This window comes from Streptomyces diastaticus subsp. diastaticus, assembly GCF_011170125.1.
Lineage (GTDB): Bacteria > Actinomycetota > Actinomycetes > Streptomycetales > Streptomycetaceae > Streptomyces > Streptomyces diastaticus.
In genome coordinates, this window is sequence record NZ_BLLN01000003.1 from 1,171,964 (window position 1) to 1,197,911 (window position 25,948).

Annotated in this window: 24 protein-coding genes; 19 read left to right on the forward strand and 5 right to left on the reverse strand. The window is 72.2% G+C overall.

Annotation, left to right across the window (positions count from 1 at the left end; genetic code table 11):
* The first annotated feature begins 8 nt into the window (after positions 1-8).
* Complete coding sequence (thrS, locus tag Sdia_RS13710) at positions 9-1,976, forward strand: threonine--tRNA ligase (RefSeq protein WP_181844031.1); 1,968 nt, start codon at positions 9-11, stop codon at positions 1,974-1,976.
* A 37-nt stretch (positions 1,977-2,013) separates the two neighbouring features.
* On the opposite strand, the gene Sdia_RS13715 is transcribed toward thrS, so the two are convergent.
* On the reverse strand, positions 2,014-2,700 hold the full coding sequence (locus tag Sdia_RS13715; RefSeq protein ID WP_229831481.1) for a potassium channel family protein: 687 nt from the start codon (positions 2,698-2,700) through the stop codon (positions 2,014-2,016).
* Positions 2,701-2,767: 67 nt separating this feature from the next.
* Between Sdia_RS13715 and Sdia_RS13720 the strand changes: the two genes are divergently transcribed.
* Positions 2,768-3,361, forward strand: coding sequence for an HIT family protein (locus Sdia_RS13720; protein ID WP_100455919.1), 594 nt, complete (start codon positions 2,768-2,770; stop codon positions 3,359-3,361).
* A gap of 45 nt (positions 3,362-3,406) precedes the next feature.
* Here the strand turns inward: Sdia_RS13720 and Sdia_RS13725 are convergent, their stop codons facing one another.
* Positions 3,407-5,062 (reverse strand): AbeC-like domain-containing protein, encoded by a 1,656-nt coding sequence (locus Sdia_RS13725; protein WP_100455918.1) that lies wholly within the window; start codon positions 5,060-5,062, stop codon positions 3,407-3,409.
* Between the two features lie 287 nt (positions 5,063-5,349).
* Between Sdia_RS13725 and pgsA the strand changes: the two genes are divergently transcribed.
* The 15 genes from pgsA to Sdia_RS13800 all read left to right on the forward strand — a co-directional run bounded on the left by pgsA (position 5,350) and on the right by Sdia_RS13800 (position 20,725).
* Positions 5,350-6,006, forward strand: a complete 657-nt coding sequence (pgsA, locus tag Sdia_RS13730) for a phosphatidylinositol phosphate synthase (protein WP_100455917.1) — start codon at positions 5,350-5,352, stop codon at positions 6,004-6,006.
* Entirely contained in the window at positions 6,003-6,902 is a 900-nt protein-coding gene (locus tag Sdia_RS13735; protein WP_100455916.1) for a phosphatidylinositol mannoside acyltransferase, read from the forward strand. Before pgsA ends, Sdia_RS13735 begins: the two co-directional genes overlap by 4 nt.
* Positions 6,899-8,059 (forward strand): glycosyltransferase family 4 protein, encoded by a 1,161-nt coding sequence (locus Sdia_RS13740; RefSeq protein ID WP_115068444.1) that lies wholly within the window; start codon positions 6,899-6,901, stop codon positions 8,057-8,059. The genes Sdia_RS13735 and Sdia_RS13740 overlap by 4 nt, the downstream gene beginning before the upstream one ends.
* Before the next feature lie 91 nt (positions 8,060-8,150).
* The gene (locus Sdia_RS13745; RefSeq protein ID WP_189500383.1) at positions 8,151-8,687 is read left to right on the forward strand and encodes a LemA family protein; all 537 of its coding nucleotides are present in this window, start codon (positions 8,151-8,153) and stop codon (positions 8,685-8,687) included.
* 137 nt (positions 8,688-8,824) lie between these two features.
* Complete coding sequence (gene pdxS, locus Sdia_RS13750) at positions 8,825-9,742, forward strand: pyridoxal 5'-phosphate synthase lyase subunit PdxS (protein ID WP_100455913.1); 918 nt, start codon at positions 8,825-8,827, stop codon at positions 9,740-9,742.
* Between the two features lie 3 nt (positions 9,743-9,745).
* Positions 9,746-10,339 (forward strand): pyridoxal 5'-phosphate synthase glutaminase subunit PdxT, encoded by a 594-nt coding sequence (gene pdxT, locus Sdia_RS13755; RefSeq protein WP_124288491.1) that lies wholly within the window; start codon positions 9,746-9,748, stop codon positions 10,337-10,339.
* Positions 10,340-10,470: 131 nt separating this feature from the next.
* Complete coding sequence (locus Sdia_RS13760; protein WP_100455911.1) at positions 10,471-11,223, forward strand: YebC/PmpR family DNA-binding transcriptional regulator; 753 nt, start codon at positions 10,471-10,473, stop codon at positions 11,221-11,223.
* Positions 11,224-11,430: 207 nt separating this feature from the next.
* Positions 11,431-12,003 (forward strand): crossover junction endodeoxyribonuclease RuvC, encoded by a 573-nt coding sequence (gene ruvC, locus Sdia_RS13765; RefSeq protein WP_100455910.1) that lies wholly within the window; start codon positions 11,431-11,433, stop codon positions 12,001-12,003.
* Positions 12,000-12,626 (forward strand): Holliday junction branch migration protein RuvA, encoded by a 627-nt coding sequence (gene ruvA, locus Sdia_RS13770; protein WP_115068443.1) that lies wholly within the window; start codon positions 12,000-12,002, stop codon positions 12,624-12,626. Before ruvC ends, ruvA begins: the two co-directional genes overlap by 4 nt.
* 68 nt (positions 12,627-12,694) lie before the next feature.
* A complete protein-coding gene (gene ruvB, locus Sdia_RS13775; protein ID WP_100455908.1) occupies positions 12,695-13,780 on the forward strand; it encodes a Holliday junction branch migration DNA helicase RuvB in 1,086 nt (361 codons plus the stop codon).
* 162 nt (positions 13,781-13,942) lie between these two features.
* The gene (gene yajC / locus Sdia_RS13780) at positions 13,943-14,398 is read left to right on the forward strand and encodes a preprotein translocase subunit YajC (protein WP_100455907.1); all 456 of its coding nucleotides are present in this window, start codon (positions 13,943-13,945) and stop codon (positions 14,396-14,398) included.
* Positions 14,399-14,531: 133 nt separating this feature from the next.
* Positions 14,532-16,319: a protein translocase subunit SecD gene (gene secD / locus Sdia_RS13785; protein ID WP_100455906.1), complete on the forward strand. Its 1,788-nt coding sequence runs from the start codon at positions 14,532-14,534 to the stop codon at positions 16,317-16,319.
* 1 nt (position 16,320) lies between these two features.
* Positions 16,321-17,472, forward strand: a complete 1,152-nt coding sequence (gene secF / locus Sdia_RS13790; protein ID WP_185392838.1) for a protein translocase subunit SecF — start codon at positions 16,321-16,323, stop codon at positions 17,470-17,472.
* A complete protein-coding gene (locus tag Sdia_RS13795) occupies positions 17,469-18,008 on the forward strand; it encodes an adenine phosphoribosyltransferase (protein ID WP_100455904.1) in 540 nt (179 codons plus the stop codon). The genes secF and Sdia_RS13795 overlap by 4 nt, the downstream gene beginning before the upstream one ends.
* A gap of 212 nt (positions 18,009-18,220) precedes the next feature.
* Positions 18,221-20,725: a RelA/SpoT family protein gene (locus Sdia_RS13800; RefSeq protein ID WP_100455903.1), complete on the forward strand. Its 2,505-nt coding sequence runs from the start codon at positions 18,221-18,223 to the stop codon at positions 20,723-20,725.
* 66 nt (positions 20,726-20,791) lie between these two features.
* Here Sdia_RS13800 and Sdia_RS13805 read toward each other — a convergent pair whose 3' ends face one another.
* From Sdia_RS13805 to Sdia_RS13815, 3 genes are all read right to left on the reverse strand, one after another.
* Entirely contained in the window at positions 20,792-21,292 is a 501-nt protein-coding gene (locus Sdia_RS13805; RefSeq protein WP_115068711.1) for a MarR family winged helix-turn-helix transcriptional regulator, read from the reverse strand.
* Positions 21,293-21,446: 154 nt separating this feature from the next.
* The gene (locus tag Sdia_RS13810) at positions 21,447-22,676 is read right to left on the reverse strand and encodes a DUF349 domain-containing protein (RefSeq protein WP_100455901.1); all 1,230 of its coding nucleotides are present in this window, start codon (positions 22,674-22,676) and stop codon (positions 21,447-21,449) included.
* Positions 22,677-22,821: 145 nt separating this feature from the next.
* Entirely contained in the window at positions 22,822-23,652 is an 831-nt protein-coding gene (locus Sdia_RS13815; protein ID WP_100455900.1) for a peptidylprolyl isomerase, read from the reverse strand.
* 163 nt (positions 23,653-23,815) lie between these two features.
* Between Sdia_RS13815 and Sdia_RS13820 the strand changes: the two genes are divergently transcribed.
* Positions 23,816-24,535 carry an MBL fold metallo-hydrolase gene (locus Sdia_RS13820; RefSeq protein WP_100455899.1) on the forward strand — a complete coding sequence of 240 codons (720 nt, stop codon included), beginning with the start codon at positions 23,816-23,818 and terminating at the stop codon, positions 24,533-24,535.
* A gap of 15 nt (positions 24,536-24,550) precedes the next feature.
* Positions 24,551-25,813 carry a histidine--tRNA ligase gene (gene hisS / locus Sdia_RS13825; protein WP_100455898.1) on the forward strand — a complete coding sequence of 421 codons (1,263 nt, stop codon included), beginning with the start codon at positions 24,551-24,553 and terminating at the stop codon, positions 25,811-25,813.
* Positions 25,814-25,948: the final 135 nt, after the last annotated feature.

Genomic DNA, 25,948 nt, shown 5'->3' on the forward strand with positions numbered 1-25,948 from the left:
ACGTCCGTGTGATCATCCAACGCGATTCCGAGCGGGAAGAACGCGTGGTGACGACGGGCACTACGGCCGCCGACCTCTTCGCCGGCGAGCGCACCGTGATCGCCGCCCGGGTGGACGGCGAGCTGCGGGACCTCGCGTACGCCCCGGGCGACGGCGAGAGCGTCGAGCCCGTCGACATCTCGTCCGAGGACGGGCTGAACATCCTGCGCCACTCCACCGCCCACGTGATGGCCCAGGCCGTGCAGGAGCTCTTCCCCGAGGCGAAGCTCGGCATCGGCCCGCCGGTCAAGGGCGGCTTCTACTACGACTTCGACGTCGCCGAGCCCTTCACCCCGGAGGACCTCAAGCGCGTCGAGAAGAAGATGCAGGAGATCCAGAAGCGCGGCCAGCGCTTCTCCCGCCGGGTCACCACCGACGAGGACGCCCGCGTCGAGCTGGCCGACGAGCCGTACAAGCTGGAGCTGATCGGCCTCAAGGGCAACGCCGCGCAGGCCGCCGACGGTGCCGACGCGGAGGTGGGCGGCGGCGAGCTGACCATCTACGACAACCTCGACGCCAAGACCGGCGAACTGTGCTGGAAGGACCTCTGCCGAGGCCCCCACCTGCCCACCACCCGGAACATCCCCGCCTTCAAGCTGATGCGCTCCGCCGCCGCCTACTGGCGCGGCAGCGAGAAGAACCCGCAGCTCCAGCGGATCTACGGCACCGCCTGGCCCTCCAAGGAGGAGCTGAAGGCGCACCTGGAGTTCCTCGCCGAGGCCGAGAAGCGCGACCACCGCAAGCTCGGCACCGAGCTGGACCTCTTCTCCTTCCCCGACGAACTGGGCCCCGGCCTCGCCGTCTTCCACCCCAAGGGCGGGGTGGTCCGCAAGGAGATGGAGACCTACTCGCGCAGGCGCCACGAGGACGCCGGGTACGAGTTCGTCAACACCCCCCACATCTCGAAGGAACAGCTCTTCGAGACCTCCGGGCACCTGCCGAACTACGCCGAGGGCATGTTCCCGCCCATCGAGTTCGACGGGCAGAACTACCGCCTCAAGGCGATGAACTGCCCCATGCACAACCTGATCTTCAAGGGCCGGGGCCGCTCCTACCGCGAGCTGCCGCTGCGCCTCTTCGAGTTCGGCACGGTCTACCGGTACGAGAAGTCCGGTGTGGTGCACGGCCTGACCCGCTCGCGCGGCTTCACCCAGGACGACTCGCACATCTACTGCACCAAGGAGCAGATGCCCCAGGAACTGGACTCCCTGCTCACCTTCGTGCTGGACCTGCTGCGGGACTACGGGCTGAACCAGTTCGAGCTGGAGCTGTCCACCCGCGACCCCGAGTCGGACAAGTTCATCGGCGAGGACGCGGAGTGGGAGGAGGCCACCGAGGCGCTGCGCCAGGCCGCCGAGAAGCAGGGCCTCCCGCTCGTCCCCGACCCGGGCGGCGCCGCGTACTACGGCCCGAAGATCTCCGTGCAGGCGAGGGACGCGATCGGCCGCTCCTGGCAGATGTCGACCATCCAGGTCGACTTCCAGCAGCCGAAGCGGTTCGGCCTGGAGTACACGGCGGCGGACGGCTCGCGTCAGCAGCCGGTCATGATCCACCGGGCGCTCTTCGGCTCCATCGAGCGGTTCTTCGCCGTGCTGCTGGAGCACTACGCGGGCGCGTTCCCGGCGTGGCTGGCCCCCGTCCAGGCGGTCGGCATCCCGATCGGCGACGCGCACGTCTCCTACCTCCAGGAGTTCGCCGCCGACGCCAAGGCGCGCGGGCTGCGGGTGGAGGTCGACGCCTCCTCCGACCGGATGCAGAAGAAGATCCGCAACCACCAGAAGGCCAAGGTGCCGTTCATGATCATCGTCGGGGACGAGGACATGAACGCCGGCACGGTCTCCTTCCGGTACCGCGACGGCTCCCAGGAGAACGGCATCGCCCGCGAGGACGCCATCGCCAAGCTCCTCGACGTGGTCGAGCGGCGCGTCCAGGTCTGAGGCCGGTCACACGTACGCGCGGGCGGCCCCGGTGAGTTCAGCTCGCCGGGGGCCGCCCCGTGTTCTCGCCCTCCTCGGCGAAGACCTGGAGCAGCCAGGAGGCGAAGGAACCGGTGACCGCGCCCAGGAGGGCGAGGCCGCCGGCCATCAGGGCCACCATCACGGTCCGGCCGAGGAAGGTGACCGGCACCGCGTCGCCGTACCCGACGGTGGCCAGGGTGGCGCAGACGCACCACACGGCGTCGCCGAAGGTGCGGATCGTGGAGTCCTCCGCCGAGCGTTCCGCCGCGTAGACGGCGAGCGCCCCCGCGAAGCCGAGCAGCAGCGCCGCGAGGCCCGCGTAGCTCATCACCCGGGCGTACAGGTTCAGGCGAGGGCGCCGGTGCCTGCGGCGGACCGCCTCGTAGACGGGGACCACCCGCAGGGGGCGCAGCAGCGGCAGCAGCAGGACCGCCGTGTCCAGACCGTGGCGCACCCAGAACCGCGGGCCCTCCCCGCTGAGCCGCCAGCGCACCGCGTAGTCGGCGGCGAAGAGCAGCCAGCAGCCCAGCAGCAGGGCGACGCACAGGTCGTGGACCGCGGGTGGCAGCCCGGTCCCCAGCACACGCAGGGCGTACGCGGCGAGGAAGACCAGGGAGGCGGTGGCCAGCGGCAGCTCGGTGCGGTTCTCCCAGCGGTGCAGGCGCCGCTGGTCGGCGGCGGGCCGGGACGGGCGGGTGCGCATGGGGCCCAGCATCGCGGCCCGGGCCCGGCCACCGCCCCGGCGACACGCTCCCGGCGGCGGAGGTCATATGCTGCAAGGCATGACGACTGAGCCGGAGCAGCAGTTCGGAGTGGGGACGCCCGACGCGTTCCAGCGCCTGTGGACACCCCACCGGATGGCGTACATCCAAGGGGAGAACAAGCCGACCGGGCCCGGTGCCGGGGACGGCTGTCCGTTCTGCGTGGTCCCGGCCAAGTCCGACGAGGACGGGCTGATCGTCCGGCGCGGGACGCACGCCTACGCGGTGCTCAACCTCTACCCGTACAACGGCGGCCACCTGCTGGTCGTGCCGTACCGGCACGTCGCCGACTACACCGAGCTGGACGCCGCGGAGACCGCCGAGGTCGCCGAGCTGACCAAGCAGGCGATGACGGCGCTTCGCTCCGCCTCCGGCGCGCACGGCTTCAACATCGGGCTCAACCAGGGGTCGGCCGCGGGCGCGGGCATCGCCGCCCACCTCCACCAGCACATCGTGCCGAGGTGGGGCGGCGACACCAACTTCATGCCGGTGATCGGCGACACCAAGGTGCTGCCGCAGCTCCTCGGCGACACCCGGGCCATGCTCGCCGCGGCCTGGCCCGAGGGCGACGGGGCCGAGCTGACGGACACGGACGCGGGCTGAGCACCCGGGGCCGGACGCCGCAAGCGGCGCCCGGCCCCGGGGCGCTCACGCGTCGTACAGGTCGGCCTTCTTCGGAGCCGCGTCCTGTACGGCGCCGCTCAGCCCCGCCGCGCGGCCGGCGAAGCGGCTGGTGTCCACGCCGTTCTCCTCCAGGACTCCCAGCGCCGCCTTGTGCACCACCCGCAGCACCGGCGCCGCCGCCCGCAGCGCGTCGTCGGCCATGAAGCGGTTGGCCCACGGCCGCCCCGCCCACACGTGCCGCAGCCCGAACGGCTCGGGCAGCGACAGCTTCCCGCCGAGGTGGTCCAGGACCGCCGGGTACGGCGTGAGCGGCGCCCGGACCAGCAGCCGGACCACCTCGGTGGCGTCGACCAGCGGAAGCTTGTGCGTCTTGGTCTCCCAGAACTTGATCGGCTTCGCCGTGGTCCGCTCGCGCGCCGCCGGGCCACCGTTGAACAGCGAGTGCACCGGGCCGAGCGCGTGGCCGGTGACCTCGATGCGCAGTGTGTGGTGGAGCACGGTCACCGTGATCAGCATGGTCAGTACCAGCTGACCGTCCCAGAGGACGAACTGCACCCCGAGGTAGTGCCGGTTTCCGTTGCTGAACTGCTGCTCGTTGCAGATCCGCTGGATCTCGTGCGGCTTGACCTGGAACGCCTCGACCGTCTCGCCCTCGGGGCGCGAGACACTGCCCGCGTTCTCCCCGACCGGCGAGACGATCCAGTGCTTCACCGACGGCTTGGGGAAGCCACCGGTGTGCAGCGGGCCGCGCTCCAGCATCTGGAGCTGGTCGTGGATGGCCCGGACCACGTCCCAGGAGCGGAAGGGGTTGATCTCCTTGCCCGGGTCGACCGGTTCCAGGTCCTCCGCCAGCTGCCAGCTGCCCCACCGGGTGCCCATGCCGAGGATGCCCTTGGGACCGGCGTAGAAGACCGAGTTGCTCTGCTGTTCGGCGGCGAGCTTGGCGAGGCTGACCCGCAGCTGCTCGGCGGCGGCGTCGTCCGGGTTGGCCGGGACCGCCTCGGGGATCTTCGCGCCGAAGCCGCCGCCCGCCAGCAGGCTGCTCCAGTGCGCCCGCAGGTCCTGTGCGGTCCGCTCGGCGATCTGCTTGGCCACGAACCAGCCGAGCACCGGGGCGAGGACGCAGCCGCGGATGTACCACGGCAGGACGCCCTCGGTCGGCAGCCCGATCAGCAGCACCACCGAGGCGACCGCGCCCACCACCATCAACAGCGAGCCGAGGGCGGTGGTGCCCTTGCCGACCCACTTGCCGGACATCGCCCGGAGCTGGAAGGCGAGCACCCACAGCGCCGCTCCGGGCAAAAACAGCAGGCCGCACACGAGCGCCACCAGCGTCAGCCGACGGTCGCGCTGCTTGCGCAGCCGGCTCGCCGCCAGACAGTGCTCGACCACCACCTGCGGCTCCATACCGAACGCCTGGATCAGCGGGGACCGGCCGGCACCCAGCATCCGCACCACCACGGCCTGGGAGAACGCCTCACCGAGCAGCGGCGCGAAAAGCTTCAGCCTGCCGGGCTTCACCCCGGTCTTGTACCACTCGCCGTCAGCCTCGGTGATCTTCTCCAGCGGGTCGTCGCGGTACGCCACCGAGGCCAGGGCGTGGGTGGCGGCCGTGCCGCCCGCGCCCCCGGTCACGGGGACCTGCGCCCCGGGGCTGAAATCGAAGAAATCGTCCGCCATGCCGCCCCCATCGCCGCGCTGCCGGAGCGCTGTCGTCGCGTCGCCTTCCGGACCCGACCGCCGTGCCCGGCCCTCTTGCTGATCCGCAGTCAGGGTATCGGTGCGCGGGGGCGCGCGGCAGGGGACGAGGAAGGTACGGGGGAGCGCACCCGTGCCAGGGCGGTCCGCGCGGGTGGGCGGCGCGCGTCGGGCCGGGTGCCCCGGGGGCGGGGCGACCGGCGCGTGACTACGATGGGCCAGCCGATGCCCGGCCCGGACACCGGCCCCCACCGACCCTCGGGAAGGCCATGCTGAACAAGTACGCGCGAGCGTTCTTCACGCGCGTCCTCACACCGTTCGCCGCGTTTCTGCTCCGCCGGGGGGTCAGCCCCGACGCGGTCACCCTCATCGGGACGGCCGGAGTGGTGGCGGGTGCGCTGGTCTTCTTCCCCCGGGGAGAGTTCTTCTGGGGCACGATCGTCATCACCCTCTTCGTCTTCTCCGACCTGGTCGACGGCAACATGGCCCGCCAGGCCGGGATCTCCAGCCGCTGGGGCGCGTTCCTCGACTCGACCCTCGACCGGGTCGCCGACGGCGCGATCTTCGGCGGCTTCGCCCTCTGGTACGCGGGCGGCGGCGACGACACCCTGCTCTGCGCGGTGGCCCTCTTCTGCCTGACCGCCGGGCAGGTCGTCTCCTACACCAAGGCGCGCGGCGAGGCCATCGGCCTGCCGGTCGCCGTCAACGGCCTGGTGGAGCGCGCCGAGCGACTGGTGATCTCGCTGGTCGCGGCCGGCCTGGCCGGACTGCACAACTTCGGCGTCCCCGGCATCCAGGTCCTGCTGCCGATCGCGCTGTGGCTGGTCGCCGTCGGCAGCCTGGTCACCCTGGTCCAGCGGGTGGTCACGGTCCGCCGCGAGGCCTTCGAGGCGGACGGCCCGGCGGGGCAGGGGGCCGTCTCGTGAACGAACGGCTCTCCGACGCGCTGTACGGCCTCGGCTGGAGCACCGTCAAGAGGCTCCCCGAGCCCGTCGCCGTCCGCCTCGGCCGGACCATCGCGGACTCGGTGTGGAAGCGTCGCGGCAAGGGCGTCCTGAGGCTGGAGGCCAACCTCGCCAGGGTCGTCCCCGACGCCGGCCCCGAGCGGCTGTCCGAGCTGTCCCGGGCCGGGATGCGCTCGTACCTGCGGTACTGGATGGAGTCCTTCCGGCTGCCCGCCTGGAGCGACGCGCGGATCAGGGACGGGTTCGAGCCGGACGGCCTGCACCACCTCACCGACGGCCTCGCCGCCGGGAAGGGCGTCATCCTCGCCCTGCCCCACCTGGGCAACTGGGACCTTGCCGGGGCCTGGGTGACCCGCGACCTCGGGGTGCCCTTCACCACCGTCGCCGAGCGGCTCAGACCCGAGACCCTCTACGACCGGTTCGTCGCCTACCGCGAGGGTCTCGGGATGGAGGTGCTGCCGCACACCGGTGGCTCCGCCTTCGGCACCCTCGCCCGCCGGCTGCGCGCCGGCGGCCTGGTCTGCCTCGTCGCCGACCGCGACCTCTCCGCCTCCGGTGTCGAGGTGGAGTTCTTCGGCGACACCGCCCGGATGCCCGCCGGGCCCGCGATACTCGCCCAGCAGACCGGCGCGCCGCTGCTGCCCGTGACCCTGTGGTTCGACAGCACCCCCGTCATGAAGGGCCGTGTCCACCCGCCCGTCGAGGTGCCCGGAGCAGGTGACCGGGCCGGGAGGACGTCCCTCATGACACAGGCCCTCGCGGACGCCTTCGCCGAGGGCATCGCCGACCACCCCGAGGACTGGCACATGCTCCAGCGCCTCTGGCTGGACGACCTGGAACCACGGGAGAGCACTTGAGGATCGGCATCGTCTGCCCGTACGCCTGGGACGTCCCCGGCGGGGTCCAGTTCCACATCCGCGACCTGGCCGAACACCTGATCCGGCTCGGCCACGAGGTCTCCGTCCTCGCCCCGTCCGACGACGAGACCCCGCTGCCGCCCTACGTGGTCTCGGCCGGACGCGCCGTGCCCGTGCCGTACAACGGCTCCGTGGCCCGGCTGAACTTCGGCTTCCTCTCCGCCGCCCGGGTGCGCCGCTGGCTGCACGACGGCACCTTCGACGTCATCCACATCCACGAGCCCGCCTCGCCCTCGCTGGGCCTGCTGAGCTGCTGGGCCGCCTCCGGGCCGATCGTGGCCACCTTCCACACCTCCAACCCGCGCTCGCGGGCGATGATCGCCGCCTACCCGATCCTCCAGCCCGCGCTGGAGAAGATCAGCGCGCGCATCGCGGTCAGCGAGTACGCCCGGCGCACGCTGGTGGAACACCTCGGCGGGGACGCCGTGGTCATTCCCAACGGCGTCGACGTCGGCTTCTTCGCACGGGCCGAGCCCCGGCCCGAGTGGCAGGGCTCCACCCTCGGCTTCATCGGCCGTATCGACGAGCCCCGCAAGGGCCTGCCCGTCCTCATGAAGGCGCTGCCCGCCATCCTCGCCGCCCGTCCCGAGGCCCGGCTCCTCGTCGCGGGCCGGGGCGACGAGGAGGAGGCCGTCGCCGGGCTCCCCGCCGAGCTGCGGGAGAGGGTCGAGTTCCTCGGCATGGTCAGCGACGAGGACAAGGCGCGCCTGCTGCGCAGCGTCGACGTGTACGTGGCGCCCAACACCGGGGGCGAGAGCTTCGGCATCATCCTGGTCGAGGCGATGTCCGCCGGGGCCCCCGTCCTCGCCAGCGACCTCGACGCCTTCTCGCAGGTCCTCGACCACGGCGGGGCCGGCGAACTGTTCACCAACGAGGACGCCGACGCGCTGGCCGCCGGGGCGATCCGCCTGCTCGGGGACGCCGAACGCCGCGAGCGGCTGCGCGAGCACGGCTCACGGCACGTCAAGCGCTTCGACTGGACCACTGTCGGCTCCGACATCCTCGCCGTCTACGAGACGGTCACCGACGGCGCCGCCTCGGTCGCCACCGACGAACGCGTCGGTCTGCGCGCCCGCCTGGGGTTCGCCCGCGACTGACGTCCGCGCCACGAGGGGGCGGGGCCCGCCCGAGGGCTCCCCCTCCCGGGGCGTCACCCTGTCCGCTCCCGGCCGCGTAGCCTTGCCGCCCGTGACCTCCACACTGATCTGGATCGCGGTGGCGCTGCTCGCCATCGGTGTCTACCTGAGCTGGACCGCAGGCCGCCTCGACCGGCTGCACGCCCGCATCGACGCCGCCCGCGCCGCCCTCGACGCCCAACTCCTGCGCCGGGCCTCCGTCGCCCAGGAACTCGCCACCGCCGGGGTTCTCGACCCGGCCGCCTCCATCGTGCTCTACGAGGCCGCGCACGCCGCCCGGCAGGCCGACGAGGAGGCCCGCGAGGTGGCCGAGAGCGAGCTGAGCCAGGCCCTGCGCGCCGTCTTCGGCGACGCCTCGCAGGTCGGCGCCGTCCGCGCGGCACCGGGCGGCACCGAGGCCGCCGACGAACTCGCCGCCGCCGTACGCCGGGTGCCGATGGCCCGCCGCTTCCACAACGACGCCGTGCGCGCCGCCCGCGCCCTGCGCCGCCACCGCACGGTGCGCTGGCTGCGGCTGGCCGGGCACGCGCCGTTCCCGCTCGCCTTCGAGATGGACGACGAACCACCCGCCGCCCTGGCCGGCCGCTGAGTGTCTGGAGCGGGAGGGCCGGGGCGTGCCCGCGCCAGAACGATCCACCGCCTGTTCATTGGCCCTTGTCCCGAAGTGCCCCCCCGGAGTTGGCTTCACGGTGCAGCAACCCGCCCCGTAGCCCCGTGAGGTAGCCCGTGTCCAGCACGCCCCCCGCCCCCACCACCGCCGCCCCCGCCACCGGCACCGCCCGCGTCAAGCGCGGCATGGCCGAGCAGCTCAAGGGCGGCGTGATCATGGACGTGGTCACGCCGGAGCAGGCGAAGATCGCCGAGGACGCCGGCGCCGTCGCCGTCATGGCGCTGGAGCGGGTCCCCGCCGACATCCGCAAGGACGGCGGGGTGGCCCGCATGTCCGACCCGGAGATGATCGAGTCCATCATCGAGGCCGTCTCCATCCCGGTGATGGCCAAGTCCCGCATCGGCCACTTCGTGGAGGCCCAGGTCCTCCAGTCGCTCGGCGTCGACTACATCGACGAGTCCGAGGTCCTCACCCCCGCCGACGAGGCCAACCACTCCGACAAGTGGTCCTTCACCACCCCCTTCGTCTGTGGCGCCACCAACCTCGGCGAGGCCCTGCGCCGCATCGCCGAAGGGGCCGCGATGATCCGCTCCAAGGGCGAGGCCGGCACCGGCAACGTCGTCGAGGCGGTTCGCCACCTCCGCCAGATCAAGGCCGAGATCGGCCGCCTCGCCGCCTGCGACCAGCACGAGCTGTACGCCGCCGCCAAGGAGCTGCGCGCCCCCTACGAACTGGTCGCCGAGACCGCCGCGCTCGGCCGCCTGCCCGTGGTGCTCTTCTCCGCGGGCGGGGTCGCCACCCCGGCCGACGCCGCGCTCATGCGCCAGCTCGGCGCGGAGGGCGTCTTCGTCGGCTCGGGGATCTTCAAGTCCGGCGACCCGGCCAGGCGGGCCGCCGCGATCGTCCGCGCCACGACCTTCTTCGACGACCCGAAGGCCGTCGCGGACGCCTCCCGCAACCTCGGCGAGGCCATGGTCGGCATCAACTGCGACACGCTCCCGGAGACCGAGCGCTACGCCAACCGCGGCTGGTGACCGATGGCCGCCGCACCTCTCGTCGGCGTCCTCGCCCTCCAGGGTGACGTCCCGGAGCACCTGAGGGCCCTCACCGCCTCCGGTGCCCGGGCCACCGCGGTGCGGCGGCCCGGGGAACTGGCCGCTCTCGACGGGCTGGTCCTGCCCGGCGGCGAGTCGACCACCATCTCCAGGCTCGCGGCGCTCTTCGGCCTCACCGAGCCGCTGCGGGCCCGTATCGCCGAGGGGCTGCCGGTCTACGGCACCTGCGCCGGGATGATCCTGCTCGCCGACAGGATCCTCGACCCGCGGGCCGGCCAGGAGACCTTCGGAGGGATCGACATGACGGTGCGCCGCAACGCCTTCGGGCGGCAGAACGAGTCGTTCGAGGCGTCCGTGCCGGTCACCGGCGTCGACGGCCCGCCCGTCGACGGGGTGTTCATCCGCGCGCCCTGGGTGGAGTCCGCCGGCTCCGCCACCGAGGTGCTCGCCACCTACGGCGGCCACCCGGTCGCCGTCCGGCAGGGCAACGCGCTGGCGACCTCCTTCCACCCCGAACTGACCGGCGACCACCGGCTGCACGGCCACTTCACCGAACTGGTCCGCGCCGCCGCCTGACCCCGCACGCCGCCGCCCGCCTCGCTGCCGTACCCTCGCCACCCGGAACAGCGGCGACGGGCGGCCCCGCCGTCCCGGTAGGATCGCTCGAGTTCGTTCAGTACATGTGGTGACGCGAAGGAGACAGGCAGATGTCCGGCCACTCTAAATGGGCTACGACGAAGCACAAGAAGGCCGTGATCGACGCCAAGCGCGGCAAACTCTTCGCGAAGCTGATCAAGAACATCGAGGTGGCGGCCCGGATGGGCGGCGCCGACGTGGAAGGCAACCCGACCCTCTTCGACGCCATCCAGAAGGCCAAGAAGCAGTCGGTGCCGAACAAGAACATCGACTCGGCCGTCAAGCGCGGCGCCGGCCTGGAGGCCGGTGGCGCCGACTACGAGACGATCATGTACGAGGGTTACGGCCCCAACGGTGTCGCGGTGCTCATCGAGTGCCTCACCGACAACCGCAACCGCGCCGCCTCCGACGTGCGCGTGGCCATGACCCGCAACGGCGGCTCGATGGCCGATCCCGGCTCGGTCTCCTACCTCTTCAACCGCAAGGGCGTCGTCATCGTCCCCAAGGACGGGCTGTCCGAGGACGACGTCCTCGGAGCCGTCCTGGACGCGGGTGCCGAGGAGGTCAACGACCTCGGTGAGTCCTTCGAGGTGCTCAGCGAGGCCACCGACCTGGTCGCCGTCCGCACCGCCCTCCAGGAAGCCGGGATCGACTACGACTCGGCCGACGCCAACTTCGTCCCCACCATGCAGGTCGAGCTGGACGAGGAGGGCGCGCGCAAGATCTTCAAGCTGATCGACGCGCTGGAGGACAGCGACGACGTGCAGAACGTCTTCGCCAACTTCGACGTCTCCGACGAGGTCATGGCCTCCGTCGACGCCTGACTCCGGCAGCCGCCACGCGGCCCGGGTCCCCTCCGTGCCGGAGGGGACCCGGGCCGCACCGGCTTCCGCGCGCCACCGCGGCACACCGTCCCCGGGGTTCGGGAATTGTCGGCGGTGGCCGATAGCCTGCCGGTACGGGCGCGAACACCAGGTCGAACACCGGCCGGAGGCCGCCGGCCGGACAGGGCGGGCGGAAGGGGAGGGACGATGCGGGTACTGGGCGTGGACCCGGGGCTGACCCGGTGCGGCATCGGCGTCGTCGACGGCGTCGCGGGCCGCCCGCTGACGATGGTCGGCGTCGGAGTGATCCGCACCCCCGCCCACGCCGACACCCCTGACCGGCTGGTCGCCGTGGAAGCGGGCATCGAGGAGTGGCTGGACGAGCACCGGCCCGAACGGGTCGCCGTCGAGCGCGTGTTCAGCCAGCACAACGTCCGCACCGTGATGGGCACCGCCCAGGCCAGCGCCGTCGCCATGCTCTGCGCGGCCCGCCGGGGCCTGCCCGTCGCCCTGCACACCCCGAGCGAGGTCAAGGCCGCCGTCACCGGGTCGGGCCGCGCGGAGAAGGACCAGGTCGGCGCCATGGTCACCCGCCTGCTGCGGCTCGACGCGCCCCCCAGGCCCGCCGACGCCGCCGACGCCCTCGCCCTCGCCATCTGCCACATCTGGCGCGCCCCCGCGCAGAACCGCCTCCAGCAGGCAGTCGCCGCCCACCGCGCCGCCCCCGCCGCGCGCCGCACCACTTCCGGTCGGCGCCCCCAGAAAGGCCGCCCCGCATGATCGCCTCAGTCAGCGGCACCGTCGCCGCCCTCGCCCCGGACAGCGCGGTCGTGGAGGTCGGTGGTATCGGCATGGCCGTCCAGTGCACCCCGGACACCCTCTCCGGCCTCCGGGTCGGTGAGCAGGCCCGCCTCGCCACCAGCCTCGTCGTCCGCGAGGACTCCCTGACCCTCTACGGGTTCGCCGACGACGACGAACGGCAGACCTTCGCACTCCTCCAGACCGCCAGCGGCGTCGGCCCGCGCCTGGCCCAGGCGATGCTCGCCGTCCACCAGCCGGACGCGCTGCGGCGGGCGGTGGCCACCGGCGACGAGAAGGCGCTGACCGCCGTCCCCGGCATCGGCAAGAAGGGCGCCCAGAAACTCCTGCTCGAACTGAAGGACCGGCTCGGCGCCCCACGTGGCGCCACCCAGGCCGCCCGCCCCGCCGCGGCGAGCGGCCCCGCCCCCTGGTCCGAGCAACTGCACACCGCCCTCGTCGGCCTCGGCTACGCCCCGCGTGAGGCCGACGACGCCGTCCAGGCCGTCACCCCGCAGGCCGAGGCGGCCCTCGCCGAGGGCGGCCGGCCCGCCGTCCCGCAGCTCCTGCGCGCCGCCCTGCAGAGTCTCAACCGCGCCCGCTGACCCCGGCGGCCGTCGTGCCGCCCCGCACCCCACCGGCCAGGACCCGAGGAAGATCCGAGGCGAGAGCAGTGAACCCGTACGAGACCGAGCCCGCCCACCACGGCGCCGACGAGGACGGCCACCGGCTGGTGGGCTCCGTCGCCGACGGCGAGGACACCGCTGTCGAGGCCGCCCTGCGCCCCAAGGAACTCGACGAGTTCATCGGGCAGGAGAAGGTCCGCGCCCAGCTCGACCTGGTGCTCAAGGCCGCCCGCGCGCGGGGTGCCACCGCCGACCACGTCCTGCTCTCGGGTGCCCCGGGCCTCGGCAAGACCACCCTCTCCATGATCATCGCCGCGGAGATGGAAGCCCCCATCCGGATCACCTCCGGCCCCGCCATCCAGCACGCCGGCGACCTGGCCGCCATCCTCTCCTCCCTCCAGGAGGGCGAGGTGCTCTTCCTCGACGAGATCCACCGGATGTCCCGGCCCGCCGAGGAGATGCTGTACATGGCGATGGAGGACTTCCGGGTCGACGTCATCGTCGGCAAGGGCCCCGGCGCCACCGCCATCCCGCTGGAACTCCCGCCGTTCACCCTGGTCGGCGCCACCACCCGGGCCGGTCTGCTGCCGCCCCCGCTGCGCGACCGGTTCGGCTTCACCGGGCACATGGAGTTCTACGGCCCGGCCGAACTGGAGCGCGTCGTCCACCGTTCCGCCCGCCTCCTCGACGTCGGGATCGACACCGAGGGCGCCGCCGAGATCGCCGGCCGCTCCCGGGGCACCCCGCGGATCGCCAACCGCCTGCTGCGCCGGGTCCGCGACTACGCCCAGGTCAAGGCGGACGGCGCCGTCGACCGGGAGATCGCCGCCGCGGCCCTCGCGGTCTACGAGGTCGACGACCGCGGCCTGGACCGGCTCGACCGCTCGGTGCTGGAGGCGCTGCTGAAGCTCTTCGGCGGGGGACCGGTCGGGCTCTCGACCCTGTCCGTCGCGGTGGGGGAGGAGCGTGAGACCGTCGAGGAGGTGGCCGAGCCCTTCCTCGTCCGGGAGGGACTGCTCGCCCGTACCCCCAGGGGCCGGGTGGCCACCCCCGCCGCCTGGGCCCACCTCGGGCTCACCCCGCCCCGGCAGGTACCGGGCGGACCGGGGCAAGGCGACCTCTTCGCGGGGTGACGGCGAGCGGAGATCGCCCCACCCGGAACCGGGGTGCCATGCTGAGCGTTGTTCCATCCGTGCGGACTCGCCTAGACTCCGCCGATGCCGTCCCTTGCGGACGGCCGCCCACCCCCATCGATAGGCCGCGACATCGCGCGGTCGTGCGAAGGAAAACCCCCCGTGGACATCGTGACCTTGCTCCCCTTCGTCGTGCTCATCGGCGCCATGTTCCTGATGACCCGCTCGGCGAAGAAGAAGCAGCAGCAGGCCGTCAACATGCGCAACTCGATGACGCCCGGCAGCGGCATCCGGACGATCGGCGGCATGTACGCCACCGTCAAGGAGGTCCACGACGAATCCGTCCTCCTTGAGGTGGCCCCCGGCGTGCACGCGATCTACGCGAAGAACGCCATCGGCGCCGTTCTCGACGACGAGGAGTACAACCGGATCATCCACGGGGTCGAGGGTGACCAGGGCGACGCCCCGGTGGTCCCCGACGACGCCTCCTCCCTGACCAAGGACGACGAAGACGGCGACGCCGGCCGCATCGACCTCGGCAAGAAGGCCGATGACGCCGATCAGGACGCCGCCGAGGCGACGCCGAAGAAGACCGACGGCGAGTCCGACTCGAAGTAGTCACACCCGGGGACCGGTCCACGGCACACGCCGACCGGTCCCCCGGGTGTGTCTGCTTCGCGTCGGCCCTCCACAACTTCATGGCCGCCCGCCGACACCCGTGCCGGGCGGTTGGACAGGGAGAAACGACAAGGTGGCATCACCTAAGAAGGGTCGAAAGCAGCCCGGCCAAGGCCGACCGGGCCGTGCCCTGGCTCTGATCCTTATCGTGTTGGTGGCGCTCACGGGAGGCATGTTCCTCTCCGGGCACTCGACCCCGCGCCTCGGTATCGACCTCGCCGGCGGCACGAGCATCACGCTCCAGGCCAGGAGCGAGCCGGGCCAGGAAAGCGCGGTCAACCAGACCAACATGAACACGGCCGTCGGCATCATCGAGCGCCGTGTCAACGGCCTCGGTGTCTCCGAGGCCGAGGTTCAGACCCAGGGCAACGACCACATCATCGTGAACATCCCCAAGGGGACGAACGAGAAGCAGGCCCGCGAGCAGGTCGGCACGACCGCACAGCTCTACTTCCGCCCCGTGCTGCAGCTCGCCTCCGGCGAGCCGGCCCCCGAGGGCTCCGCGACCCCGTCGGCGAGCGGCTCGCCCGACGAGGCCGAGAAGGGTGACGGCGGCGAGGCCGGCGGCGACAAAGCGACCGAGGGCGGTGACGAGGCCACCGACGGCGGGTCCGGTGAGCCCGAGGCCACCCCCACCACCCAGGGCCGCGCCGCCTCCGGCGCGCTGAAGGCCGACGCCACGCCCTCCCCGTCCGGACCGGCCGAGGACGACGCGGACCCGACGCCCTCCCCCTCCGCCTCCGCGGCGGAGCCCAGTGAAGCGCTCCAGAAGAAGTTCGAGGCGCTGACCTGCACCGACACCGAGGAGCGCACGGAGGCGAGCGAGGGCACCAAGCCCGCCGAACCGATCGTCGCCTGTGGCACGAACGCGCAGGGCCAGTGGGAGAAGTACATCCTCGGCCCCTCCGCGGTGGCGGGCACCGAGGTCGACGACGCCACCGCCGCCATCGACCAGCAGGGCGCGCAGGGCTGGCTGGTGAACATGGAGTTCACCGACAAAGGCAAGAAGCAGTTCGCCGACGTCACCTCGGACATCTCCGCCAAGCCCTCCCCGCAGAACCAGTTCGCCATCGTCCTCGACGGTGACGTGGTCTCCGCCCCGTACGTCCGTGAGCCCCTGACCGGCGGCACGGCCCAGATCTCCGGTTCCTTCACCCAGGAGTCCGCGCAGGACCTGGCCAACATGCTGTCCTACGGCGCCCTGCCGCTCTCCTTCGTCGAGGAGTCCGTCACCTCGGTGACCGCCGCTCTCGGCGGCGAGCAGCTGGAGGCCGGACTCATCGCGGGCGCCATCGGCCTGCTCCTGGTCGTCGTCTACCTCGTGGTCTACTACCGGGGCCTGTCGCTGATCGCCATCATCAGCCTTCTCATGTCGGCGGCGCTGACCTACACGATCATGGTCCTGCTCGGCCCGGCCATCGGCTTCGCGCTCAACCTGCCGGCCGTCTGCGGCGCCATCGTCGCCATCGGCATCACCGCCGACTCGTTCATCGTCTTCTTCGAACGGGTCCGCGACGAGATCCGCGAGGGGCGCTCGCTCCAGCCCGCCGTGGCCCGCGGCTGGCCCCGTGCCCGGCGCACCATCCTCGTCTCCGACTTCGTGTCGTTCCTGTCGGCGGCCGTGCTGTTCGTGGTCACCGTCGGCAAGGTGCAGGGCTTCGCGTTCACGCTGGGCCTCACCACCCTGCTCGACGTGGTCGTGGTGTTCTTCTTCACCAGGCCGCTGCTGACCATCCTGGCGCGCAAGAAGTTCTTCGCGAGCGGGCATCCCTGGTCCGGCCTCGACCCGAAGCGGCTCGGCGTCAAACCGCCGCTGCGCCGCTCCCGCCGTACCGTCCCCGCCGACCCGAAGGAGGCGTGAGATGTCCCGACTCGGAAATCTCGGCGCCAAGCTCTACCGCGGCGAGGTCGGCTACGACTTCGTCGGCAAGCGCAAGTTCTGGTACGCGGTCTCGATCCTGATCACCATCACGGCCATCGCCGGTCTCGCGGTGCGCGGGCTCAGCATGGGCATCGAGTTCCAGGGCGGGGCCGTCTTCACCACTCCGAAGACGAGTGTCTCGGCCCCGCGGGCGGAGAACATCGCGGAGGAGGCGGCCGGACACGACGCCCTCGTCCAGGAACTCGGCAACGGCGGTCTGCGCATCCAGATCAGCAACGTCGACACCGCGAAGTCCGACGCGATCAAGGAGACGCTCTCGCGCGAGCTGGACGTCGCCGCCGACGACATCAACGCCGACCTGGTCGGCCCCAGCTGGGGCTCCCAGATCGCCAACAAGGCGTGGACCGGCCTCGGGATCTTCATGATCCTCGTGGTCATCTACCTGGCCATCGCCTTCGAGTGGCGGATGGCCCTGGCCGCGCTGGTCGCGCTGATCCACGACATCACCATCACCGTGGGGGTCTACGCCCTCGTCGGTTTCGAGGTCACGGTCGGTACGGTGATCGGTCTGCTGACCATCCTCGGCTACTCGCTGTACGACACGGTGGTGGTCTTCGACAGTCTCAAGGAGAGTTCGAAGGACGCCACCAAGCAGACCCGCTGGACCTACAGCGAGATCGCCAACCGCTCCATCAACGCGACCCTGGTGCGCTCCATCAACACCACGGCGGTCGCGCTGATGCCGGTCGGCGCCCTGCTCTTCATCGGCGGTGGCTTCCTCGGCGCGGGCATGCTCAACGACATCTCCCTGTCGCTGTTCGTCGGCCTCGCGGCCGGCGCGTACTCGTCGATCTTCATCGCCACGCCGCTCGTCGCGGACTTCAAGGAGACCGACCCGCAGATGAAGGCCCTCAGGAAGCGGGTGCTCGCCAAGCGCGCCCAGGGCGGCGACCAGGGTGAGCCGCAGCCGGCCGGGGCCACGGCCGCCGGTGCCGCCGGCCGCGACGACCACGACGACCACCACGACGACGACGGCGACGGTGCCGGGGCGGGCTCCCTGGTGGGTCCGCGCCGTACCCAGCCCACCTCCCGCGGCCGGGGCCGCGGCCGACCCTCCGGAAAGCGCCGATGACCGACATCCAGGAGCTCCTGCTCAGCCGCATCCGGGACGTGCCGGACCACCCGAAGCCCGGCGTCGTCTTCAAGGACATCACGCCGCTCCTCGCCGACCCGGCAGCCTTCGCGGCCCTCACCGAGGCGCTTGCGGAGATCTCCCTGCGCCACGGCGCGACCCGAGTCGTGGGACTGGAGGCGCGCGGCTTCATCCTGGCCGCCCCCGTCGCCATCCGCGCGGGTCTCGGCTTCGTCCCCGTCCGCAAGGCCGGCAAGCTCCCCGGAGCCACCCTGCGCCAGGCATACGACCTGGAGTACGGCACGGCCGAGATCGAGGTGCACGCCGAGGACCTCACCCCCGAGGACCGGGTCATGGTCATCGACGACGTACTGGCCACCGGCGGCACCGCCGCAGCCTCCCTGGAACTGGTCCGCCGGGCCGGGGCCCAGGTCGCGGGCGTCGCGGTGCTCATGGAGCTCGGCTTCCTCGACGGGCGTGCCAAGCTCACCCAGGAGCTGGGCGGCGCCCCCCTGGAGGCCCTGCTCACGGTCTGAGCCGCCACTGAGGCCGAAGGCCCCGGCAGTGCCTGCCGGGGCCTTCGCCGTGTGCGCGGCCCGCCGTACCGCCGCCACGGGGGCGCACGCCCCCCGCTCGCATTCCATACCGTCCGCCGTCATCCGCTCCGGAGCGGAGCCGGTGGTCCGATCTCGCTACCATGGCAGTCCGGACCGTGATCGTGATCCGGAGCCCTGCCCGAGGAGCGCTCTTGCCTGACGAGGCCCAGCCACTCTCCTCCGGACCCCGTCCGGGGGACCCCGAAGCCGCCGCCCAGGGCCAGCAGGCCCAGGGCGCCGCGGCCCCCTCCGGCGAACCCGGACCCGAGAGCCCGAAGCCGGAGCCGGGGCCCGCGGCCGGGCCGGCGCGGGCCCCGGCCTCCGCGCCGGCGGGCCGCCCGGGGGGACAGCAGCCCGCCCGGTCCGGCTCCTCCAACCGCGTACGGGCCCGTCTGGCCCGGCTCGGGGTCCAGCGCTCCCACCCGTACAACCCGGTGCTCGAACCGTTGCTGCGGATCGTGCGGAGCAACGACCCCAAGATCGAGACCGCGACACTGCGGCAGCTCGAAAAGGCGTACCAGGTCGCGGAGCGGTGGCACCGGGGGCAGAAGCGCAAGAGCGGCGACCCGTACATCACCCATCCGCTGGCGGTCACCACCATCCTCGCGGAGCTGGGCATGGACCCGGCGACGCTGATGGCGGGGCTGCTGCACGACACGGTCGAGGACACCGAGTACGGCCTCGACGCACTGCGGCGTGACTTCGGTGACCAGGTCGCGCTTCTGGTCGACGGCGTCACCAAGCTCGACAAGGTGAAGTTCGGCGAGGCCGCACAGGCGGAGACGGTCCGCAAGATGGTCGTCGCCATGGCCAAGGACCCGCGCGTCCTGGTCATCAAGCTCGCCGACCGCCTGCACAACATGCGCACGATGCGCTACCTCAAGCGGGAGAAGCAGGAGAAGAAGGCCCGCGAGACGCTGGAGATCTACGCCCCGCTCGCCCACCGGCTGGGCATGAACACCATCAAGTGGGAGCTGGAGGACCTCGCCTTCGCGATCCTCTACCCCAAGATGTACGACGAGATCGTCCGGCTGGTCGCCGAGCGGGCGCCCAAGCGCGACGAGTACCTCGCCATCGTCACCGACGAGGTCCAGGCGGACCTCAGGGCCGCCCGCATCAAGGCGACCGTCACCGGCCGTCCCAAGCACTACTACAGCGTGTACCAGAAGATGATCGTCCGCGGCCGGGACTTCGCGGAGATCTACGACCTGGTCGGCATCCGTGTCCTCGTCGACACCGTCCGCGACTGCTACGCGGCGCTCGGCACCGTCCACGCCCGGTGGAACCCGGTGCCCGGACGGTTCAAGGACTACATCGCGATGCCGAAGTTCAACATGTACCAGTCGCTGCACACGACGGTCATCGGCCCCGGCGGCAAGCCCGTCGAACTCCAGATCCGCACCTTCGACATGCACCGGCGCGCCGAGTACGGCATCGCCGCCCACTGGAAGTACAAGCAGGAGGCGGTCGCCGGCGCCTCCAAGGTGCGCACCGACGTGCCGCGGAGGACCGGCAAGGAAGACGCCGTCAACGACATGGCGTGGCTGCGCCAGCTCCTCGACTGGCAGAAGGAGACCGAGGACCCCGGCGAGTTCCTGGAGTCCCTGCGCTTCGACCTCTCGCGCAACGAGGTCTTCGTTTTCACGCCCAAGGGCGACGTGATAGCGCTCCCGGCCGGCGCCACCCCGGTGGACTTCGCCTACGCCGTCCACACCGAGGTCGGCCATCGCACCATCGGCGCCCGCGTCAACGGCCGCCTGGTCCCGCTGGAGTCCACCCTGGACAACGGTGACCTGGTCGAGGTCTTCACCTCGAAGGCGTCCGGCGCCGGGCCCTCCCGGGACTGGCTGGGCTTCGTCAAGTCGCCCCGGGCCCGCAACAAGATCCGCGGCTGGTTCTCCAAGGAGCGCCGAGACGAGGCGATCGAGCAGGGCAAGGACGCCATCGTCCGCGCCATGCGCAAGCAGAACCTGCCCATCCAGCGCATCCTGACCGGTGACTCCCTGGTCACGCTCGCCCACGAGATGCGGTACACCGACATCTCCTCGCTCTACGCGGCGATCGGCGAGGGCCACGTCGCCGCCCAGGGCGTCGTGCAGAAGCTCGTGCAGTCCCTCGGCGGCGAGGAGGCCGCCAGCGAGGACATCGCCGAGTCGGCGCCGCCCTCCCGCAGCCGCCGCAAGCGCCGCTCCAACGCCGACCCGGGCGTGGTCGTCAAGGGAGTGGACGACGTCTGGGTCAAGCTGGCCCGCTGCTGCACCCCCGTCCCCGGCGACCCGATCATCGGCTTCGTCACCCGGGGCAACGGCGTCTCGGTCCACCGCGCCGACTGCGTCAACGTGGACGAGCTGTCCAAGCAGCCCGAAAGGATGCTCGAAGTCGAGTGGGCGCCGACCCAGTCCTCGGTCTTCCTGGTCGCCATCCAGGTCGAGGCGCTGGACCGCTCCAGGCTGCTCTCGGACGTCACGCGGGTCCTCTCCGACCAGCACGTGAACATCCTGTCGGCCGCCGTGCAGACCTCCCGCGACCGGGTCGCCACCTCGCGCTTCACCTTCGAGATGGGCGACCCCAAGCACCTCGGCCACGTCCTCAAGGCGGTCCGGGGCGTGGAGGGCGTCTACGACGTCTACCGGGTCACCTCCGCCCGCAGGCCCTGACCTCCCCACCCTGACGGCGGGGCGGGACCGCCTCCTCCCGTACGGGGGAGGGGGCCCGCCCGGCCGTCAAGGGCCGCCGCGAGCCGGCGGCGCAGCGGGGGGCGGCTCCTCGTAGCGGGCCGCCGCGTCCGCCGCCAGTCGCTCCATCACCTCGGCCGCGTCCGCGAGCTGACCGTCGGTCATGTCCTGGAGAGTGGCCCGGAAGGTGTCCCGCATCCCCTGGTCGATCCGGTCCACCACCTGCCGGCCGTGGGCCGTGGTGGAGAGCAGGTGCGTCCGGTGGTCGAGGGCGTCCGGCACCCGCCGTACCAGCCCCGCCGCCTCCAGCCGCGCCACCTGCCGGGTGACGTGCGGCGAGCGGACCAGCAGCCGGGCCGCCACGTCGGTGACCCGCAGCGGCTCCGGCGAGGCGTACAGCACCCGCAGCAGCGCGATCTCGGGGCGCTCCACCGTCACCCCCACCGAGGCCGTCAGCTCCTCGTGCACCCGGCTGCGACCGAGCGCGTACGACAGTGAGGTGACTGCCCTGACCAGGCGGTCCAGGGGCGCGTCCGGGGAGTGCGGCATGGCACCATCCTGCCCCATGATCACCGGCCGGGGCAGCCCGGTGCCACGGGCGCGTCGGTGCACGCCCGGGCCGGGCGTGCGCTCCCCGGCGGACGCGCGGAAGGGCCCCACCGCCAGGGGTGGAGCCCCTCCGCACACGCGTCGTGACGCGGCGTCAGCCGCTGAACTCCTCCAGGCCCTTGCGCGCCTGGTCCAGCAGGGCCTGGCGGCCCTCCAGCTCGCGCCGGAGCTTGTCGGCCCTGGCCGTGGAACCGGCCGCCTCGGCCCGCTCGATCTGCCCCCGGAGCTTGTCGACCGCGTCCTGGAGCACCCCGGTCAGCCCGGCCGCACGCGCCCGCGCCTCCGGGTTGGTGCGGCGCCACTCGGCCTCCTCGGCCTCCTGGATCGCCCGCTCCACGGCGTGCATCCGGCCTTCGACCTTCGGGCGGGCGTCGCGCGGGACGTGACCGACCGCCTCCCAGCGCTCGTTGACCGCGCGGAAGGCGGCACGGGCCGCCTTCAGGTCGGTCACCGGCACCAGCTTCTCGGCCTCCTCCGCGAGCCCCTCCTTGACCTTGAGGTTCTCGGCCTGCTCGGCGTCCCGCTCGGCGAAGACCTCGCCACGGGCGGCGAAGAACACGTCCTGCGCACCGCGGAATCGGCTCCACAGGGCGTCCTCGTGCTCGCGCTGCGCGCGGCCGGCCGCCTTCCACTGCGCCATCAGGTCGCGGTAGCGGGCCGCCGTGGGACCCCAGTCCGTCGACTTCGCCAGCGACTCCGCCTCGGTTGCCAGCCGCTCCTTGACCTTGCGGGCCTCCTCGCGCTGCGCGTCGAGCTGCGCGAAGTGGGCCTTGCGGCGCTTGGAGAACGCCGAGCGGGCGTGTGAGAAGCGGTGCCACAGCTCGTCGTCGGTCTTCCGGTCCAGCCGCGGCAGACCCTTCCAGGTGTCCACCAGCGCGCGCAGCCGCTCACCGGCGGGCCGCCACTGCTCGGACCCGGCCAGCTCCTCGGCCTCGGCGACCAGCTTCTCCTTGGCGGCCCGCGCCTCCTCGGACTGCTTCGCCTTGCGCGCCTTGCGCTCCTCGCGGCGCTCCTCGACGGTCCGCACCAGCCGGTCCAGGCGCTTCGACAGCGCGTCCAGGTCCCCCACGGCGTGCGCCTGGTCCACCTGCTCGCGCAGATGGGCGATGGCCGCCTCGGCGTCCTTGGCGGCCAGGTCGGTGGTGCGCACCCGGCGCTCGAGAAGGCCGATTTCGACGACCAGGCCCTCGTACTTGCGCTCGAAGTAGGCCAGGGCCTCCTCGGGCGATCCGGCCTGCCACGACCCGACGACTCGTTCGCCGTCCGCCGTCCGCACGTACACGGTCCCCGTCTCGTCGACGCGGCCCCACGGGTCGCTGCTCACAGCGCCTCCTCCACATGATGCCCGGACAGGCCCTGGGGCCCCGGCATCGTCCACAATCTCGTCACGGTCAACATAGGCGACCGGCGGGGCGGCTGTCCGCATCCCGCACGACCGAACTTCCGGCCCTCGCCGGGTCAGGAATGGGTCAGGACTTCTTCACCGTGGCCTTGTCGATCACGACGGTCGCGTTGGGGGCGCCGTCACCCATGCCGGTCTGCTCGCCGGCGCCGGCGATCTTCTGGAGGACCTTCATGCCCTCCTTGCTCACCGTGCCGAACGGCGTGTAGTCGGGCGGTAGCTGGCTGTCCTGGTAGACGAGGAAGAACTGGCTGCCGCCGGAGTCGCGGTTGCTGTCGTCCTGGGCGTTGTAGCGGTTGGCCATCGCCACCGTGCCGGCCGGGTAGACGCCGCCCTTGAGCTTCTTCGACTTCAGGTTCTCGTCCGGGATGGTGTAGCCCGGGTCGCCCTGGCCGGTGCCCTTCGGGTCGCCGCACTGCAGGACGTAGATGCCCGCGCTGGTCAGGCGGTGGCACTTGGTGTGGTCGAAGTAGCCCGCGCCCGCGAGGAAGTCGAAGGAGTTGACCGTGTGCGGGGCGTTCTTCGCGTCCAGCTCCAGCGGGATGTCCCCGCAGGTGGTGGCGAGGGTCATGGTGTAGTCGGCGTCGGTGTCGACGGTGAGCTTCGGCTCCTTGTCGAAGGTCATCTCCTCGACCTCGCCCGGCGCCGGCTTCTCGCAGGGGTCGGCCGCCCTGGACGGTTCCGGTGTCTCCTGGGCCTTCGCGGCCTGCCCCTTCTCGTCGCCGCCGAGACCGCCCACCGCGTACACGGCCGCACCACCCGCGAGCACCACGGCGAGGGCCGAGGCGATGACCGCCGTACGCGTCCTCGCCCGGCGGCGGGCCGCCTCGCGCCGCTCCTGCTGGCGCAGGTACTTCTTGCGGGCGGCCTCACGCCGCCGCTGCTCGCTGCTGACCACCGGGTTGTCTCCTCGTCACGTCGTAGGGGCCGACCGCTTCGGTGTGCCCCGTACCGTATACGGGTTGGCTGTGGGAACGGCACCGCCGGTAGGCTGCGGACCTGCTGCGATTCTCCGCGGTCCGCGCCGTGGGACGACAGAAGCGACGACAGTGAGGACGAACGTGCTGATTGCCGGGTTCCCCGCAGGCGCCTGGGGCACCAACTGTTATGTGATCGCGCCCGCCGCCGGCGAGGAGTGCGTGATCGTGGACCCCGGCCACCGGGCCGCCCAGGGCGTCGAGGACGTGCTGGCCAAGCACCGGCTCAAGCCGGTCGCCGTCCTCCTCACCCACGGCCACATCGACCACGTCGCCTCCGTCGTCCCGGTCTGCGGCGCGCACGACGTGCCCGCCTGGATCCACCCCGAGGACCGCTACATGATGAGCGATCCGGAGAAGGGCGTCGGCCGCTCCATCGGTATGCCGCTCATGGGCGAGCTGGCCGTCGGCGAGCCCGACGACGTCCACGAGCTGACCGACGGCGCCCGGGTCGACCTGGCCGGACTGTCGTTCACCGTCGACCACGCCCCCGGGCATACCAAGGGGTCGGTGACCTTCAGGCTGCCGCAGGCGGGGGACGTGCCGCAGGTGCTCCTCTCCGGCGACCTGCTGTTCGCCGGCTCCATCGGCCGGACCGACCTCCCCGGCGGCGACCTCGGCGACATGTACGCCTCGCTGGCCCGGGTGTGCCTGCCGCTGGACGACTCCACCGTCGTGCTGCCCGGCCACAACGAGCACACCACCATCGGCCGCGAACGCGCCGCCAACCCGTTCCTGCGGCAGGTCGCCCAGGGCCTCACCGAGGGACCCGGTGGTCCCGCGGGCGACCGACGACGTCTGTAGACAAAAGAGAGAACCGTGAGCACCTTCAAGGCCCCCAAGGGCACGTACGACCTGCTGCCCCCGGACTCCGCGACCTACCTCGCGGTCCGCGAGGCGATCTCGGCCCCGCTGCGCAACTCCGGCTACGGCTACATCGAGACCCCCGGCTTCGAGGACGTCGCCCTCTTCGCCCGCGGCGTCGGCGAGTCCACCGACATCGTCACCAAGGAGATGTACGCCTTCGAGACCAAGGGCGGCGACCAGCTCGCGCTGCGCCCCGAGGGCACCGCCTCGGTGCTGCGCGCCGCCCTGGAGGCCAACCTCCACAAGGCCGGCAGCCTCCCGGTGAAGCTCTGGTACTCCGGCTCCTACTACCGCTACGAGCGCCCGCAGAAGGGCCGTTACCGCCACTTCTCGCAGGTCGGCGCCGAGGCGATCGGCGCCGAGGACCCGGCGCTCGACGCCGAGCTGATCATCCTGGCCGACCAGGCGTACCGCTCGCTGGGGCTGCGCGAGTTCCGCATCCTGCTCAACTCGCTCGGCGACCAGGAGTGCCGACCGGTCTACCGCGCCGCGCTCCAGGAGTTCCTGCGCGGCCTCGACCTCGACGAGGAGACCCGCCGCCGGATCGACATCAACCCGCTGCGCGTCCTCGACGACAAGCGGGCCGACGTCCAGAAGCAGCTCACCGGCGCGCCCGTCCTGCGCGACCACCTCTGCGACGCCTGCAAGGCGTACCACGAGGAGGTGCGTTCCCTGCTCACCGCCGCCGGGGTGGTCTTCGAGGACGACGAGCGGCTGGTGCGCGGCCTCGACTACTACACCCGCACCACCTTCGAGTTCGTCCACGACGGCCTCGGCTCGCAGTCGGCGGTCGGCGGCGGCGGCCGGTACGACGGCCTCTCCGAGATGATCGGCGGCCCCGCCCTGCCCTCGGTCGGCTGGGCGCTCGGCGTCGACCGCACCGTGCTGGCGCTGCGCGCCGAGGGCGTCGAGCTGGATCTGCCCTCGCCGACCAGCGTCTTCGCCGTGCCGCTGGGCGAGGAGGCCCGCCGGGCGCTGTTCGGGATCGTCGCCCGGCTGCGCCAGGACGGCGTCGCCGCCGACTTCGCCTACGGCGGCAAGGGGCTCAAGGCCGCGATGAAGGCCGCCAACCGCTCGGGCGCCCGCTACACCCTGGTCGCGGGGGAGCGGGACCTCGCCGAGGGCGTCGTGCAGCTCAAGGAGATGGAGACCGGCGAGCAGACCGCCGTCCCGCTCGACTCCGTCGTCGCCGAGGTGGCCGCCCGTCTGGCCTGACCACGGCTCCGCCCGGCGGGCCCGCGCACCCTCCACCGGGGCGCGGGCCCGGCGGCGTTCTCCGCCCGGACCGCATCCTCTCGCCCGCTCGCCCGTTCTTCCTTATGTCCGTCCGACGGCGCTCCGCGGGGCCGT